General features: G+C 50.9%; 14 protein-coding genes. 7 read left to right on the plus strand and 7 right to left on the minus strand.

What is annotated here, in order from left to right; genetic code table 11:
* Positions 1-142 precede the first annotated feature (142 nt).
* The 7 genes from G5S47_RS05705 to rfbA form a co-directional block, all read right to left on the minus strand.
* Positions 143-1,114: a glycosyltransferase family 2 protein gene (locus G5S47_RS05705; RefSeq protein WP_103631987.1), complete on the minus strand. Its 972-nt coding sequence runs from the start codon at positions 1,112-1,114 to the stop codon at positions 143-145.
* Positions 1,107-2,297, minus strand: a complete 1,191-nt coding sequence (locus G5S47_RS05710; protein WP_006681341.1) for an ABC transporter ATP-binding protein — start codon at positions 2,295-2,297, stop codon at positions 1,107-1,109. Before G5S47_RS05710 ends, G5S47_RS05705 begins: the two co-directional genes overlap by 8 nt.
* Before the next feature lie 2 nt (positions 2,298-2,299).
* Positions 2,300-3,217 carry an ABC transporter permease gene (locus G5S47_RS05715; protein WP_006681342.1) on the minus strand — a complete coding sequence of 306 codons (918 nt, stop codon included), beginning with the start codon at positions 3,215-3,217 and terminating at the stop codon, positions 2,300-2,302.
* Between the two features lie 76 nt (positions 3,218-3,293).
* A complete protein-coding gene (locus tag G5S47_RS05720; protein WP_006681343.1) occupies positions 3,294-4,244 on the minus strand; it encodes a glycosyltransferase family 2 protein in 951 nt (316 codons plus the stop codon).
* The gene (locus tag G5S47_RS05725) at positions 4,234-5,157 is read right to left on the minus strand and encodes an NAD-dependent epimerase/dehydratase family protein (RefSeq protein WP_006681344.1); all 924 of its coding nucleotides are present in this window, start codon (positions 5,155-5,157) and stop codon (positions 4,234-4,236) included. Before G5S47_RS05725 ends, G5S47_RS05720 begins: the two co-directional genes overlap by 11 nt.
* A complete protein-coding gene (locus G5S47_RS05730) occupies positions 5,150-6,424 on the minus strand; it encodes a rhamnosyltransferase WsaF family glycosyltransferase (protein ID WP_219585317.1) in 1,275 nt (424 codons plus the stop codon). The genes G5S47_RS05725 and G5S47_RS05730 overlap by 8 nt, the downstream gene beginning before the upstream one ends.
* Positions 6,425-6,525: 101 nt before the next feature.
* A complete protein-coding gene (rfbA, locus tag G5S47_RS05735; RefSeq protein WP_219585319.1) occupies positions 6,526-7,386 on the minus strand; it encodes a glucose-1-phosphate thymidylyltransferase RfbA in 861 nt (286 codons plus the stop codon).
* A 228-nt stretch (positions 7,387-7,614) separates the two neighbouring features.
* Between rfbA and G5S47_RS05740 the strand changes: the two genes are divergently transcribed.
* From G5S47_RS05740 to G5S47_RS05770, 7 genes are all read left to right on the plus strand, one after another.
* A complete protein-coding gene (locus G5S47_RS05740) occupies positions 7,615-9,030 on the plus strand; it encodes a sugar nucleotide-binding protein (RefSeq protein WP_219585320.1) in 1,416 nt (471 codons plus the stop codon).
* A gap of 16 nt (positions 9,031-9,046) precedes the next feature.
* Positions 9,047-10,432 (plus strand): hypothetical protein, encoded by a 1,386-nt coding sequence (locus G5S47_RS05745; RefSeq protein ID WP_219585321.1) that lies wholly within the window; start codon positions 9,047-9,049, stop codon positions 10,430-10,432.
* Positions 10,433-10,483: 51 nt separating this feature from the next.
* Complete coding sequence (locus G5S47_RS05750) at positions 10,484-11,206, plus strand: glycosyltransferase family 2 protein (RefSeq protein ID WP_006681349.1); 723 nt, start codon at positions 10,484-10,486, stop codon at positions 11,204-11,206.
* Positions 11,207-11,232: 26 nt separating this feature from the next.
* Positions 11,233-11,604, plus strand: a complete 372-nt coding sequence (locus tag G5S47_RS05755) for a DUF2304 domain-containing protein (RefSeq protein WP_219585323.1) — start codon at positions 11,233-11,235, stop codon at positions 11,602-11,604.
* A 106-nt stretch (positions 11,605-11,710) separates the two neighbouring features.
* Complete coding sequence (locus tag G5S47_RS05760; protein WP_219585325.1) at positions 11,711-13,474, plus strand: hypothetical protein; 1,764 nt, start codon at positions 11,711-11,713, stop codon at positions 13,472-13,474.
* 31 nt (positions 13,475-13,505) lie between these two features.
* Positions 13,506-14,651 (plus strand): acyltransferase family protein, encoded by a 1,146-nt coding sequence (locus G5S47_RS05765; RefSeq protein ID WP_006681352.1) that lies wholly within the window; start codon positions 13,506-13,508, stop codon positions 14,649-14,651.
* Positions 14,652-14,868: 217 nt separating this feature from the next.
* Positions 14,869-16,110, plus strand: coding sequence for a glucosaminidase domain-containing protein (locus G5S47_RS05770; protein WP_219585326.1), 1,242 nt, complete (start codon positions 14,869-14,871; stop codon positions 16,108-16,110).
* Positions 16,111-16,166 lie beyond the last annotated feature (56 nt).

Consider the following 16,166-nt stretch of genomic DNA (forward strand, 5'->3'; position numbering starts at 1 on the left):
AATGAACCTCAGACGCACCATCAATAGGAAAGAGAAGCCGAGGGAGGCACATTTCTTGATGCCGTGCCTGCGAGTAAAAGAAGCCCCGGCCCCGCGGGGAGAAACACGCCCTCCCCTGATCCCCATCAGCAAGATGTGCATCTCAGGAATCAAAGCTCCGCAGAAGATCACGACCGAACGCCCAGATACCCCGCGAATACTTCGAGTAGTTGCCTTTAGACGCCTCCCCCATAAGCGATGGGATCCGAGAAAGATGCCCTTTGGGCATGAGTGAACGAGCCTGCTGATGCTTCACAGCTTCTTCAAGGCGGTGTCGTTGTTCGGCTGTGCCACGCTGTGTTGTATTGACGAAGTGGGATGCGCTGAGGGCTCGCGTCAAGCGCCGCGCATCATCATCAGAGTCTGCTGAAATCTTGCGTTTGATCTGAACAAATAACGGTTCTTTTTTCGCGCCGATTTGGTTGTTCTCATGCTGGCGATAGTCCGTCAGAGCTTCTGGAAGAAGAACCAGCTGACAATCGAAAGCGGCAATGAACCCAAGCCACTCGTCGTGGATCCAGCCGTCAGGAACCGGCATAATACTGCGCGCGAATTCCCCCTTCACCGCAGCCGTTGCGCCCGTAACAAGGTTCCGCTTGAGTAGTACCGCGAGCGCATCGCCATCGACGAGGTTCCGTTTCTCCCACGCGCTGACGTTGAGCTCTTCAAGAAGCGCCGATCCCTTTGGATTCCCCTCAGCGTCGACAAGGCGGGCATCAGAATGAACGAGCTCTTTGTCGTCAAGAGTTTCAACTAGTTTCTCAACTTTGTCCTGATGCCAGACATCATCCTGATCGCACAAAATAATGACGTCACCGGTCGTCGCGCTGATTGCATCAGCAAAGTTACTCCTGACGCCAAGGCCGGGATTATGACGCCGGACCATGAGGTCGATGTTTGTTCCAGCAACACGCTCTTCAACGATCTGAACTGTGTTGTCACTAGAAGCGTCATCGCCCAGAACAATTTCATCCACCGGCATGGATTGAGCCAGAATCGACTCAATCTGCTGAGCGATAAATCGTTCGCCGTTATACGTACACAGGGCGACGCTGATGCGCGGAGAATCAATCATTGAAAGTAATTGTTGGCATCATCGCAATCGGCCCCGTACCTGCATAAGGCCCAGCAACGATCAAGTCCCACGCGTTGTGGCGATGATTGATGGTCCTCCCAAGTCCATCTGCAATCCCCGCATGAAGGCGATACATTCCATCCCCAAGAGGAAGATTAGGAATCGAGAATGTGACTCGATTCTGACCCGTAACTGAAGGCATCACCGATTTTGAGGCATTGGTATCAAATGTAAACAAGTGCTGACCAAGATTGGTCTCGAATGTAATACCAACCAGCCAGTCATCCATTTTCTCTTCAGTGGTGAAAACCATCTGGACTTTCATATCATCGCCAGTATTCAGGCGATGAACACGATTACCGTGTGCGTCCTCAATATAAACATCATCGAGACGGACTTTGCCAAACAAGTAATCTGAAGGATCGCTTTCCTTCTGTTCCCTATCGGCAAGCTCAAATGCTTCACGAAGAGCATGAACTGCTTCTTGCGTATTACCGTCAAAAACAACGTGTCCATGATCGAGAACAACACCGCGGTCACAGACCGCATTCACTTGATCTGCTGAGTGCGAGACAAGAAGAATCGTTCGTCCTTCACGTTGAAATTCGGAAATCTTATCCATGCACTTTCGTTGGAATGGCTCATCACCAACCGCAAGGACTTCATCAACAAGAAGAATGTCCGGATCCGAGTGAACCGCAACTGCAAAGGCTAGGCGCACATACATTCCGGAGGAATAGAACTTCACCTGAGTGTCGATGAAGCGTTCGATTCCAGAAAAGGCAACGATCTCATCGAACTGTCGTTCAGTCTCCACGCGAGTCATGCCAAGAACTGATGCATTGAGAAAGACGTTCTCTCTACCAGTTAAATCCTGATGGAAGCCAGCTCCAAGCTCAAGTAAAGCCGCCATGCGCCCACGTGTAGTCACCGTTCCTATCGTCGGACGAATGATCGAGCCCATGATTTTAAGCAGTGTAGATTTACCAGAACCGTTGTGTCCCATCAGACCGACTGTTTGATTCATTGGGATCGACAAAGAAACGTCTTCCAACGCATTAAACTCTTCGATATGAGCTTTTGAAGAATGGACGACTCGATCCTTTATCGACATATCTCGATGGATCTTAAAAGATTTTGACACATTATCTACACGGATAACATCTGGATAAGTCTTAGCCATTATCACAGCTCCTGTGCGAAGTTACCTTCGAGACGCACAAACACGCGGTGCGCTCCGAAAAGAAGAAGAATTCCGACAATCAAAGCAATTGTCATGCGGAGAATCATATGAGTGGGATAGGGAGCATCGACTCCTGCCGCCCACATTGTCCTTTGGAACCCAAGAATTGCTAGGGTAATTGGATTAGCCAGGTACAGTTCAAGAATCCATCCGGAAACTGTGTTTGCTACGAAAGAATAGGAATAGACAATAGGGGAAGCCCAGAATCCTAGAAATGTAATCACTTCAATCAGATGTTGAACATCACGCAAGTAAACATTTATTGCTGAGAGAAATAAGCCTCCAGCCAAGCCGTAAACGATAAGGAGAAGAAGGGCTAGCGGAAAGAATACGAGTAAATGCAGATGCGGGAATTGAAAAGTACATACGACAGCAATCAGGAGGATGATGAACTGAGTTAAGAAGTTAACAAGCGCATTTCCTGCAACAGATAGTGGGAATACCTCACGTGGAAGGTAAACCTTCTTTACAAGCCCGGAATTTGCGACAATTGATCCGGTTCCTCCATTAATGATGTCAGCGAATAGCGTCCATGCTGTCAACCCGGAGAAGACGAAGATAGCAAACTGCGGGATACCTCGCGCTGCTCCAAGAAAATGACCAATAACGATGAAGTAGATCAGCAATTGTGCCAGTGGCTTCACTAGCGACCAGGCAAAACCGAAAGTTGAGTCCTTGTATTTTGCTTTAAGCTCTCGTCTGACAAGGTAACCGAACAGTTCTCGACGTCGCCACAGATCTCGGACAGCCGTCCGCGTACCTTTGATAATTCCCGTCTTGTCCCCGAGCTCTTTAAGAGGTTCTTGAACCAGGCGTGCTTCCCGATCAGCAACGATCTTGTCGAGTGTTTCTGGTGTCATCCCTGATAATTCGGCTCCTGATTCAGAGGGGCTATGAAACTCTGAGTTCGCTCTTGTAGTCACTTCACTCTCCCCCTCATTCTCCATAGCGCTTCAACGCTGAACGCACTCCTCGACGTACGCCTCGCCAGCGCTGGACATGATAGGCCGGGTTCACAAGCAATCCGTGAAGCTTGCGTTTGGTTGTAACCTCGCGATCACGAACTAAACGAACAGCATCCCGAAGCACTCCACCAACAACAAGCTTTGCGACTGTAGGAATCGACGGAAGGGCTACATCAATCCCGACTTCGCGAAGGCCCTGCGTTTCTTCGAACATACGATCGTCGTATTCTAAGATCGTCATCTCGTTAGAGTGCCAAACGACAGCTCGCGGAGCGTACGCCTTAATATAGCCAGCATCAATGACATCTCGGCCAAGCAACTGATCCTCGGCATACGAAACATCGCGGTAAGGAATCTCGCCTGTGAGAACTGAACGACGAGCTGCCGAATTCACGTCGGAATAGAAGGTCACCGCATTACGCACGCCCTCGTCCTGAATGAAATCATCGTCGTAGAACAAGGTTGTACCGTGCATCGGCCCAAAACTGGCAAAGGTGTTTTTCACGTCGTAGCGCAGCAATGGGAATGCATCTGCACGAGGCACTTGAGAACCCATAACTGCAACAATGCGCTCGCTAATATCAAAGGGAGCAGTGATCTCATGAAGCCAGCGATCAGATGCTGGAGTCGCATCGTGAGTCAGGTAGACAACATAGCGCCCCTTAGCCAAGTGGGCACCAAGGTTGCGTGTTTTTCCATGACCAAACTCGCTATTCGGGATCTGATGAAGCCTGACCCACGGATTCTTCGCGATGATGTCGAGCGTCGAGTCTGTGGATCCCGAATCAATGACGAGCGTTTCAAACGTGCCACCATAGCGCTGAGCATGAACCGCATTAAGAATTTCCTCAAGGTGTTGCTCACCGTTATAGGTCAGAATGACGACTGTTGCGTCGAATTCATATTCTTTTTCAGAAGCCATGTTCACAAATCTCCTGCCACGTACGTTGAATACCGACCTCAAGTTCAGTCATTTCGAACGGTCCGAACTCGTTTTGGATGCGTGTCGTGTCAAGAACGCTACCGTGGACATAGGTGCTGGGAACGTCACGGTATTCGATAACAGGATGTCTACCCGTCACGTTGACCATCGCGTCGACAAGTTCGTTCACCGTAGTGCCACGTCCCGAACCAACGTTGTATACCGGCTGGCTTGGGCCCGTCGAAATCATCGTAGCGACGATATTCGCGAAATCTTTGACATAGATGTAGTCACGGAACATCGTTCCGTCTCCCATCACTGTCAGAGGCTTATTGTTCAGAATATTCCTCAAGAAAATCGGAATAATTCCCTGGCGCTTATGCGGGTTTTGACGAGTCCCATACGGGTTCGAAATACGGAAACTCGTTGAACGCAAACCATATTTCCGTTCAAAGAAACGCATGTAGTTTTCGATGGCAAGCTTTCCAATGCCATAGGGAGAAACTGGAAGCGTCAGATCCTCTTCGGAAAAGTTTTCTTGATCGCGGTCTCCGTAGATCGTGCCACCTGAAGAAGCAAAGTAGACATGCTCAACTCCCTCGTCAGCACAGATCTGGAACAACTCAACCGAGCCAAGAATGTTCGTGCGAATATCCACGATCGGGTCATTTTCTGCTGTTGCAGGATCCGTCGTCGACAGCATGTGAACAACAATCTGCTTGCCGCGAACCGCCCGTCGAAGATCAGCTATGTTCAGAAAATTTCCGTCAACGATATCAACGCCTTCCGAGGCCCAATGGGTAGTCCCCGAAAACATGTCGAATACGGTGACACGATGCTCACGCACTACGAGAGCATCCACGAGGTGGGATCCAAGAAAACCGTTTCCGCCAATGACGAGAATGTTAGCCACGCATTGCCTCCTCGAAGGCGGTGACAAATTGAGCCCCCGCATCGTCCCATGAGAAATCCGAAACGGACGAGGCTGCCTCGCAAGATTTTTCAATCTGCTGAGAATCATCGAGAATTTCAACGATCTTGTGCGCCAATGCCTTTGGCGACAGTGGCGTGTATGCGATATGCGGATTAGCTGAAACCAGACGGTTATTCTCTGCGTCATTGACGACCGGGATCGTTCCACACGAAAGCAATTCAAGTGGGAGCAACGACATGTTCGTCAGTGACATCACCAGAGCGGCCGCACATTTGTTGTAGAGAGGACTCAAATCACTGATACTCATCGCACCATGATCGATAAAGTCGAATGGCACATCCCAACCACCGAGAGGCCATCCTGCCATGTGAATCGTTGTTAGAGGACGTAGCCGTTTCACTTCAGCAAGAGTCATGACCCCCAGCTCAAACCCTCGACGAGCCGTCACTGGTCGCGCATAGAAGAACACATCTGATCGGCGCTGTTCATTCGTTCGCTTATAGAGTGAAAAATCTGCCGCAAAATCGAAGGGATGTGTTTTCATTCCGTAGTCAGTGGAAAGCTTCTTTGCAAGCCAGCGTCCAGCAGTGAAAGCTTCAAAGCCAAAGCGGTACGTATTTTCGGCAAGCACGGATTCGGAGCCAACAGAGTAGAACGACGGCTCGAAGTCCTGCACAAAGTAGTATCTGCGCGCATTCGAACGGTCGAGGTACGAGGGGTATGCCGTCTCCCAACCGGTGGAGAAGATCGCGTCGACTTCTTCGCCGACTCCAGCCGATGGCGAATACACCTCGATTGAAGCATTCAACTGAGGATAAGCAACCGAATCACGAAGTATCTTTTGGATGCCCTTGATGTTGATCGGCAGGGGGTTAGAGGAATAGAGAAAGATCTTGACCGTATGTCCGGCTTGTTCCAAGAAAGAAAGGAAACGGAATATATTCTGGTGTCCACCTGAATGCTCTCCGGGGGGAGACATAATCCAGGCAGTCGTAAATGGGCCGTCTCCGACCGATCGAGGCTCTTGTTTCCACTGCGGAGCTACTGTCCAGTCAGCAACCGCCGCGTCCTCGAACTTCACCAACGAAGCATTCCTTCGTCCGCTGAGCCCACCCGCATTTTTGGGAGAGGATAAGTGAGTGCCCACTCCAAGGAAGAGGCGCCCTACTGTCAGTCGTGCGCCGTTACGTTTGTAATACGAGGCGCCCAGCTTTGAATAGTTCGCGAGCTTCTTCATTCCATTCATACGCGTCAGTGTATATGTCCGAGGCCTTGATACAGGGCAGTACATACACAGGTCTGCCAGTTCCCCATCACACGACGTTGACGGGAAACTGACAGATCAGATCACTTCAACAGGTCCAGCAGGTACTGCCCGTAACCGGACTTCACCAGCGGTTCAGCGCGCTGACGCAGTCCTTCATCATCAATGAAGCCCATACGCCAAGCCACTTCTTCAGGAGCTCCAACCTTCATCCCCTGGCGTGCTTCCACTGTACGAACGAAGTTCGTTGCATCAGCAAGGGAATCAAATGTTCCAGTATCGAGCCAAGCAGTACCTCGAGGGAGAACCTCAACTTGAAGCTTTCCTGCTTCAAGGTAAACCTTGTTCACATCCGTGATTTCGTATTCACCGCGTACGGAAGGCTTGAGATTCTTCGCGATCTCTACGACGTTATTGTCGTAGAAGTACAGACCGGGAACCGCATAGTTCGACTTCGGATGAGCAGGCTTTTCTTCAATAGAAATTGCGGTGTAGTTATCATCGAATTCAACGACACCGTACGCGGTTGGATCTGCCACATGGTAGGCGAACACTGCACCACCATCAGGATCCACATGACGGCGAAGCTTCGTGCCCATACCGGGACCGTAGAAGATGTTGTCACCAAGAACGAGAGCCGCGGGGTCAGTTCCAACATGATCAGCACCAAGGACAAATGCCTGGGCAAGTCCGTTCGGCACTTCTTGAACAGCATACGAGATACTGACACCAAGCTGTGAGCCATCGCCCAGCAGGCGGTGGAAAGCTTCGGCATCATGAGGTGTCGTAATGACAAGGACGTCTTGGATACCTGCAAGCATCAGCGTTGACAACGGATAGTAGATCATCGGTTTGTCATACACCGGGACAAGCTGTTTTGACGTTCCCAATGTAATTGGATTCAATCGGGTTCCTGATCCGCCGGCAAGGATAATGCCCTTCATCGTTCCTCCGCAGGTTGAGTGCGCGCACTGATCGACTTACTTGTGCACCTTGACGCTCATTATGCCAAGACTTTTTCTAATGTTGCGCATCACACTCACACATGTACCAGAGTGCAACTGAGGAATATCACCGTCTGCTTCACCGATAAACGGCCCCCTATCACCTAAACTCGTTCCAGTACTAGTTTCCACTCAGCGCCAGCCATGGATGTAGGAGCACGATTCACGATGACGACAGCGACCCGAAAAGCTCTTGGCATTGAAGAAACCCCTATTCCTGGCTTCCTACGCATTGATCTCACCGTGCATGGAGACAACCGTGGCTGGTTTAAAGAAAACTGGCAACGAGAGAAGATGCTTGCTCTTGGGTTACCTGACTTTGGCCCCGTGCAGAACAACATTTCTTTCAACGATGAAGTTGGCGTAACACGCGGTATTCACGCTGAGCCGTGGGACAAGTTTGTTTCGGTCGCAACCGGCCGAGTCTTCGGCGCGTGGGTAGATCTGCGCGAAGGCCCTTCGTTCGGAACGGTTTACACGACTGAAATTGACCCCTCGGTTGCAGTCTTCGTTCCTAGAGGCGTGGGCAATTCATACCAGACTTTGGAACCAAATACCGCATACACCTATCTGGTGAATGACCACTGGTCTGCCGACGCAAAATACACCTTCTTGAACCTCAACGATGAAACTGTCGCAATTGATTGGCCAATTCCGTTGGAGGACGCGATTCTGTCCGATAAGGACAAAGCTCATCCCAAACTCGCAGATGTTATTCCTTTCCCTTCCCCAGATACGCGACGTGTTTTGGTAACCGGAGCAAATGGTCAGCTTGGACGCGAACTCCTCAAGCAACTCCCCGAAGCTGGGTACAACGTGACGGGTGTCGATCTTCCAGAATTTGATATTGCTGACGATGCCGCCATGGACGCGCTCGACTGGTCGCAATACGACATCATTATCAATGCAGCAGCGTGGACAAACGTCGACGGAGCAGAAACACCTGAAGGACGCCCGCTTGCTTGGCGAGCCAATGCCCATGGACCTGCGAATCTCTCTCGAATCGCAAGCAAACACCACTTGACGGTGGTGCATATTTCTTCCGAATACATCTTCGATGGTTCAGTGGAATTTCACACGGAGACCGAGAATCCAAGCCCTCTAGGCGTGTATGGTCAGTCGAAAGCTGGTGGCGATGCAGCAATTGTCACCACTCCCCAGCACTACTTGGTTCGGACCAGCTGGGTTGTTGGCGATGGAAAGAACTTCATTAAGACGATGAAGGGTCTTGCTGATGAAGGTGTTAATCCCACCGTTGTCAACGACCAAAAAGGGCGTCTTACCTTTACTACCGACCTAGCAGGTGGCATCATTCACCTTCTTTCAACTAACGCCGAATACGGAACATACAACCTTTCTGGTGGAGGTCCCGTTGTCTCGTGGTGTGACATCGCGAAACGAGTTTTCGAGTTAGTCGGTCGTTCGCCAGACGACGTTATCCCCGTAACAACCGTTGAGTATTACGCAGGAAAAGAACAGATTGCTCCCCGTCCTCTCAACTCGACGCTTGATTTGATGAAGCTTGAACAGACAGGCTTCACACCACGAAACTCGATGCAGGTTCTTACAGAGACTCTCAGCTGACCGCAACTTACGCGTTATGACCGCCCTGGATACCAAACCAAGTGAAGGCACTCGCACCATCATGAACATGAAACTGTATCGGGATGCTTCTGAGGCGCCACTGTGGGTACGAACTATTCTTTTGGCTCTTATCTTTACGGCGCTCTCAGCGCTCGTCGGTTATCGCTATATTTCGGAGCATAGTGCGATCTCCCCGCAAGACGAGTACGTATATATCGACGCTGTTGATAAAGCAATGCACGGCGAAGTTACTCGTCAATACTCTGAAACGGACGAATACGCGCGTTCGCTCATTACATGCGTAGGCATCGAGATTTACGGCCGGCAAGGTCCTGCCTGTGGTGACACCAATGCGCCCTCTGAAGATTATCCCTTTAAAGGCTATTCAACCGCTTCAGTTCACTCACCTCTCTATTTCTTTATCACTGCTTTCTTGACGAAGATTCTTCTCTTCCTCGCTCCCGGCAAACAGATGTATTTGTTAGCCAAGTTCACCGGTACTCTATGGCTCGGGCTGGGATTAACTGCGACATGGCGCCTTGCGCGATACCTCGGCGGTTCACGCCTTATCACGGCATCAGTGACCGCTCTTATGCTTGCAAGTCCCGCGATCAGGTGGGCGAACTTCTATATCACCCCTGACTCGTTCAGTTTGCTCGCAGGTTCATTCATCTTCTTATCTACGCTGAAAATGGTCCGCAAAGAATGGACTTCGATTCCCCTCATCGTTGCCTCGATTTTTTTTGGTCTGATTAAGTTCCAGATGCTCTTTGCAACGGGTGCAGCACTGCTGTTTATCCTCATCTATTTCATACGCGTTAAAGAGGAACGCTCTTCACTCAAGCGACCAATTCTTCTTACATTCTTGGCGCTACTTTTGGGCCTTGTCGCTCAGTTTGCCTACCAGCATTACAGGAACGTCACTGCAATCCACATCGCCGAAAATTATTCAATCGATGCGCATGTTCCCTTCTCACCGACTTTTGCGGTCGAGCAACTGGATAATTTCCTTACCTACCTTTACATGGGCCCTGTATCACTCAATGGCGGCTTAATCGGCGCAGTCGGGCTCCCTTATGCTTTCACAACGTTATCTTCCTTGCTTCTGGTTTCAGGTCTCGTTGGAGCAGCTCTCTTCGCTGTTAACACTGAAGTACTTAACCAATCATTCGCGCTTGCCCTATTGTTGGCCTCAATCTTCGTAGCCCCCGCGTTCTACATCTACCTGAACCTCACAATGGGTGTTGGGTTTGACCTTGCTCCGCGATATGGTGCCGCTCTTCTACCGGCTCTTGCGATAGGTCTACCCGTGACAGTAAAGTCCAAGACTTCTTCGGTTCTAGTGGCAGTATTCGCCGTGTTTGCACTCGCGTTTGCTCTGATTGCAAACAGTATTGTCTAGGTCAGTACATTCACTATGCACTTAACACCGACGAGCAGAAAGTAACAGATAATGGCTGAAGCAAAATCACGAATCTTGGTCATCGTTCCGGCATGGAACGAAGAAGCAGTCATCGGACCTGTGCTTGAAGAACTTCGTAGCGAAGTCGGCTCGATGGCTGATATAGCTGTTGTCTCTGACGGCTCCGGCGATCGCACAGCAGCAATTGCCAAAGAACACGGCGCGATAGTTCTTGATCTGCCAATCAACCTCGGTGTCGGAGGAGCGATGAGGACAGGTTATTCCTATGCTCAACGCAACAACTACGACTATGCTGTTCAGCTCGATGCAGACGGGCAACACGACCCCAAGGAGATCTCGAATCTCTTGGCATCCGCGAAGAAAACGGATGCCGATGTTGTGATCGGCGCACGCTTCGCAGGAAAAGGCGACTACACCGTTCGAGGCCCCCGTCATTGGGCAATGAAAGTTCTCTCCACAATCCTTTCGAGAGTATGCGAAACAAAATTGACTGACACAACGTCGGGCTTCAAACTAAGCAACCGAAAAGCTATCGCTTTGTTTGCACGGAACTATCCGGCTGAGTACCTGGGTGACACAATCGAAGCACTTGTCATCGCAAAACGTCACGGTTTATCGATTCGGCAGGTCCCCGTAGAAATGCGTCCCCGTGCTGGAGGAGAACCCTCACATAATCCTCTTAAAGCTGCTCGATTCCTGATTCGTGCATTCATTGCACTGTCCGTTGCCTTGACACGCCCCTCTGTTGGCTGACGAGTGAGAGAAACTGGAGATCAGAAATGACATCAACATACTGGCTCGGCATCCTTTTCGCGCTCGTCATCTTTTACGCAATCTTCATCAAGATGCGCAATGCTGGAATGAAGGAACGCTACGCGACGTGGTGGTTCGTCATTGCAATCGGGGTATTGATCGTTTCCTTGTTCCCGAAGGCCCTGAGCTTTGTTGCTCATCTCTTGGGTGTGCAGGTTCCTCTCAACCTTGCTCTAGTGACTGGAGCAGTTGTTTTCATGCTTCTTACACTTCGAATGAGCGTTGATCTTTCTCATGCCAGCGAAGAGCGACGAAAGCTCACTGAAGAAATCGCAATCCTCAACTACGAGCTCGAGATCATTAAATCCCAGCAAGTTGGAAAGCAATCAGATCACTAAAGCCATTCAACGTGTTATCTCGGAGAGCTAAGACCTCACTGGCAACGTGACGAGCACCAATCTTTTCGGTAAGAAGAACTTGAGATCAGTCAGGTAGGCTCACAACATGAATGTGCAGTTCCTAAGAGACTCCGTGCGCGCCACGGCGCTTTTTCTGTTTTCTCTGATCACAGTTGCTCTGTTCGGAATGGTCGTCAAGACCGGCATCGCCTTGGTATTCTGGACAGCCGTCATCGTTGCGCTTGCCCTTCTTGGCGTCGTCATCTATCGGAACTACCAGACACTGACTCGTCGGTCTTTCTTCACTGCACTCGCAATTCTTCTTCCCTCTCTTGTCGGTATCGCTTCAGTCGTCTATTTGCTCTCGTACTATGACGGTGGCGTTCCGGTTCAGTTCACGCGTAACGATATGGTGATGAATACCATCGAAGCGCTGACAATCCACCAGAACGGCGGACTAGGCTCCGGCGATGAGGTCAAACCTGTCTTCCTTACTTCGGTTATCACCTCAATTTTCTATGGGCCAGGTACTTCCTTCAGCCCGCTTCTGACGATGCTGTATGGCAATATCGTTGCGGGTCTCGTTGTATGTTGTCTCGCCAGTATGTTTACCGGCTGGTTGACGTGGGCGTTGTTGCCAAACGCTCCATGGCCCCTACGTACAGCTGCCGTGTTTGTTATCGGATGGGTCCCCTTTACTCGTAATATTTTTGGCGCGGTTGAATTTGATGGCTACCTCAACATCCCAGTTATCTATTTGATCTTGATCCTTTCGTGGATTACCTATCGGACCCTCCGTCCTGCCCAAGCACTCATTTGGCTTCCTGTGCTACTGGTCGCCACACTTGCTACGTGGTCTCCAGCTTCCCTGATGCCTGGCCTGCTGCTATTAATGGCACTTGTACGTTGCCTTCATAATCTTCCCGTTCATCACCCAACGTCACGAGAGTTGATTTGGATCGCACTGACTTGGCTCTGCGTTGCAGTATTCTTCTTCGCTTGGTCACTGCCAGCACTCCGCATCGACGGTGATTACCTCTCTGCTGGTCCCGGCTATTTTGCTGGTGAGATAAGCGACCACCTTACAATTGCCAGCATTCTTCTGCTTCTCCTGCTCTTCGTTTTCGTTGCCGCCTTTCCCCGGCATCGCTCGCCCGAGACAATGGGACTTGGTGCCTTTGCAGTTGGCGGTTGGCTCGCGACTTTCTTCCTCCTCTTAATGCGAGAATCTGGCGACTCTCGCTGGGGCTACTATCCCCTGAAGATGATGTGGATCTCAACGATCACATTTGCAACCATCATGACGATTGAAGCGCTCCGCCAAGCGTTTACCCATCGGTCAGCATCTGACCGACGCTCCTACGCATGGTGGCGAGGGCGTTTTGTTCAAGTCGCCTTCTTCGTTCTGTCGGTAGTCATCATGGGTGTAGGCTCTCTTCTCCCATTTGAACATTTCGGTCGGGGTGGGACTCTCTTCCCCACCCTTCCTCGCTACGCAACAATGCCCACAAATAAAGACCACACAATGCCGACCGCTGAGGAAAAGAAACTGTACGACCAGTTGGTTGAAGTTTTTGACGAAAACCAGGGCGCTCCTGTCGTATTTATTCGTCACGCGTCCAACCGCGCATACGATGGCGATCGAAATCGCTACCTTATTCAATTCTCAGCGCCTACCAGTTATGATGTGCGTATTCACGCATACCGCGAATGGCAAGGCGACTACTACGGAATGCTATGCCCACTCCTACGCGCTTGGGATAAAGAAGCGACTGTTATTACGTCCACTGAGGGCTACGAAACTACGCGTGAGCAGATTGACTACTGTGGCCTATCGGATCGCGTCAAACTCATCACCCTCGACAACTGATTCAGTCTTGTCTTTAGCTCTTTAGGAATCCATGCTCGATAAGCTACGAAAGACCTTCGTCCAAAAAGATCTCAGTTCTCGAGATAACTCGCTGAATTTTCTACGTTTGCTCTTCGCTCTACTCGTCGTCTTCTCCCACGCGCAGATTCTCACCGCTACAGGTGATGGCGTCGTTGTTCTAGGACAACACCTCGGAAGCTGGGCAGTTGTTGGATTCTTTGGAATTTCGGGTTACCTCATTACCGGAGCCCGAGTCCGAAGCGATGCGGGAAAATATCTGATTAACCGCGTCGCCCGCATCTATCCTGCATTCCTTGTAGCACTAGCATTCGTCGCTTTCGTGCTCGCTCCTATTGCCCACGTGATTGAAAAGGGCACTATTGACGGATATTTTGGTTCTTCCCCTACCCCACTTGACTACGTTTATAGCAATATCCTGCTGAAAGTCAGCTACTACCACATCGGTACAACCCTGTCAGATCATCCGCTTACGGCGTGGAATGGGTCGCTGTGGACGCTCTCATATGAATTCTGGTGCTACATCATCATCGGCGTATTCATGTCCTGGGCATTTATGCGCAAGCATGTCTGGCCAACTGCCGTTCTATTCGCAGTTTCAGTGTTGGCCCACGCTGGTATTGGACGCCTCAATCCCTACATCGATAGCAACTACGATTTGGGACTACTCATTTTCATGCTTCCCTATTTCTTGGGCGGTGCGCTGATTTTCCAGCTGAAAGACACTCTTCCAATGCGTGGTCGCTATGCACTGATCGCTGCTATCGCTTCAGTTGGCATCATCTATGCCCTGCCAGACTTCGGTAAGCAACTCGCCTCTCCACTCATGGCATACTTCGTTCTCTACCTAGGTACGATCGTGCCATCACCACGTTGGGTGAAAACACATGATATTTCGTACGGGATCTACGTATTCCACTTCCCCATCATTCAGTTCCTGATCACTCTTCACCTAGACAAACTCGGATTCATTCCATTCTTGATTGTCGCTGCACTTATCACGATGACACTGGCGACTCTCAGCTGGTTTGGAGTCGAACGTGCTGCGATGCGGTGGGCACGTGGAAAATCACCATGGGGTGGCCTAAAGAAGACTTCTTCTATTTCTCCGGTGCCAGCGAGTGAACACACAACCGAAGACAGCTCTGTTGTACGTTAGAATCTGCTTTCCCTCACCGGGAATCTAGCTCGAAACCACAGCTGAGATTCCAAAAGGGTACTCAGATCATTAGACTCGCCTTATGGGATCTCATCGCATTCGCTCTGTTGCGTCACTGTGCTTCGCGCTGACACTGCTACCTTCAATGGCACTTTCTTCCAGCGCTGCACCAACTCCAGCCTCCCAGGACGGATGGTCACTCCAGGACAATAGTTGGGTGTTCACCCGTTCGGGACACATTCTGCAGGGCTGGTTCCAAGATCGCGGTTCTTGGTATTGGGCTGACTCAGAAGGTCGAGCCGTCCTTGGATGGAAGCAGATCAATTCTTCGTGGTACTACTTCAGTTCCTCGAACGCGATGACTACTGGCTGGCAGTCCATCGGTGGCAAATGGTATTACTTTGCCACCAGTGGCGCCATGCAAACTGGGTGGCTCCACAATGGAAACACGTGGTACTACCTCGACTCTTCCGGAGCAATGGCCACCGGCTGGACCCTCGTCAACAACACCTGGTACCACTTCACCCAGAGCGGCGAAATGAAAACCGGCTGGGTCCACAATGGAAACACGTGGTACTACCTCGACTCTTCCGGAGCAATGGCCACCGGCTGGACCCTCGTCAACAACACCTGGTACCACTTCACCCAGAGCGGCGAAATGAAAACCGGCTGGGTCGACAACGGTGGCACGTGGTACTACCTCACCACCTCCGGAGCAATGGCAACCGGTTGGCGATCAGTGAACGGAACCTGGTATTACTTTGAAGCATCAGGCGCCATGAAAACCGGTTGGCTGGAAAACAACGGCACCTGGTACTACCTAGCCCCTTCAGGAGCAATGGTCACAGGCCAGCAGGACATTGATTCGGCCACCTACTACTTTGCCTCCGACGGAACGTGGTTTACTCCTACGCCGATCATGGGAGCCCCCCACACAAACCGTGCCACAACAATCCAAGCAATGCTGAACGCATACGCCCAATCGGGTCACTCCTATCCCTCGGGTGCACTCAGCATTGGGGGCGCTCCCACCGCTTTAGACTTCTTCTCGATCCTCTATGACGAGGCAATAGCCGAAGGCATCAACCCGGAAGTTGTCTTTGCCCAGTCCATGCTAGAAACCGCGTGGCTCTCATTCGGTGGCGACGTCAAGATCCAACAGTTCAACTTCGCAGGACTTGCCGCAACAGGTAACGGAGCACAAGGCAACGGCTTCCCCGACATGCGCACCGGTCTGCGGGCACAAGTCCAGCACCTACGCGCATACGCTGACCCACATGCAACTGAATCTAGTCTTGCCTACCCCTTGGTAGATCAACGGTTCGCCTACGTTTTAAGGGGAAGCGCGCCCATCGTTGAATACCTCGGCATTCAAGAAAATCCCCAACACCGCGGGTGGGCGACCGCCAAAAACTACGGGTTCCACATCGTTGCCCTGATGAAGCGGTCTTTCAGCTAAAAAGTGAACAGAGTGTACCCCGCGTTGGGATTGAAGTTGTTTCGGCTCTCACATAC

This window comes from Schaalia turicensis (genome assembly GCF_019380255.1).
GTDB classification, from domain to species: Bacteria; Actinomycetota; Actinomycetes; order Actinomycetales; family Actinomycetaceae; genus Pauljensenia; species Pauljensenia turicensis_A.

What these genes read in the sequence shown, in the direction of transcription:
- G5S47_RS05705 (WP_103631987.1), bottom strand. Translation starts at nt 1,114, where the DNA reads ATGATTGATTCTCCGCGCATCAGCGTCGCCCTGTGTACGTATAACGGC.
- G5S47_RS05710 (WP_006681341.1), bottom strand. Translation starts at nt 2,297, where the DNA reads ATGGCTAAGACTTATCCAGATGTTATCCGTGTAGATAATGTGTCAAAA.
- G5S47_RS05715 (WP_006681342.1), bottom strand. Translation starts at nt 3,217, where the DNA reads ATGACACCAGAAACACTCGACAAGATCGTTGCTGATCGGGAAGCACGC.
- G5S47_RS05720 (WP_006681343.1), bottom strand. Translation starts at nt 4,244, where the DNA reads ATGGCTTCTGAAAAAGAATATGAATTCGACGCAACAGTCGTCATTCTG.
- G5S47_RS05730 (WP_219585317.1), bottom strand. Translation starts at nt 6,424, where the DNA reads ATGAATGGAATGAAGAAGCTCGCGAACTATTCAAAGCTGGGCGCCTCG.
- rfbA (WP_219585319.1), bottom strand. Translation starts at nt 7,386, where the DNA reads ATGAAGGGCATTATCCTTGCCGGCGGATCAGGAACCCGATTGAATCCA.
- G5S47_RS05740 (WP_219585320.1), top strand. Translation starts at nt 7,615, where the DNA reads ATGACGACAGCGACCCGAAAAGCTCTTGGCATTGAAGAAACCCCTATT.
- G5S47_RS05745 (WP_219585321.1), top strand. Translation starts at nt 9,047, where the DNA reads ATGACCGCCCTGGATACCAAACCAAGTGAAGGCACTCGCACCATCATG.
- G5S47_RS05750 (WP_006681349.1), top strand. Translation starts at nt 10,484, where the DNA reads ATGGCTGAAGCAAAATCACGAATCTTGGTCATCGTTCCGGCATGGAAC.
- G5S47_RS05755 (WP_219585323.1), top strand. Translation starts at nt 11,233, where the DNA reads ATGACATCAACATACTGGCTCGGCATCCTTTTCGCGCTCGTCATCTTT.
- G5S47_RS05760 (WP_219585325.1), top strand. Translation starts at nt 11,711, where the DNA reads ATGAATGTGCAGTTCCTAAGAGACTCCGTGCGCGCCACGGCGCTTTTT.
- G5S47_RS05765 (WP_006681352.1), top strand. Translation starts at nt 13,506, where the DNA reads ATGCTCGATAAGCTACGAAAGACCTTCGTCCAAAAAGATCTCAGTTCT.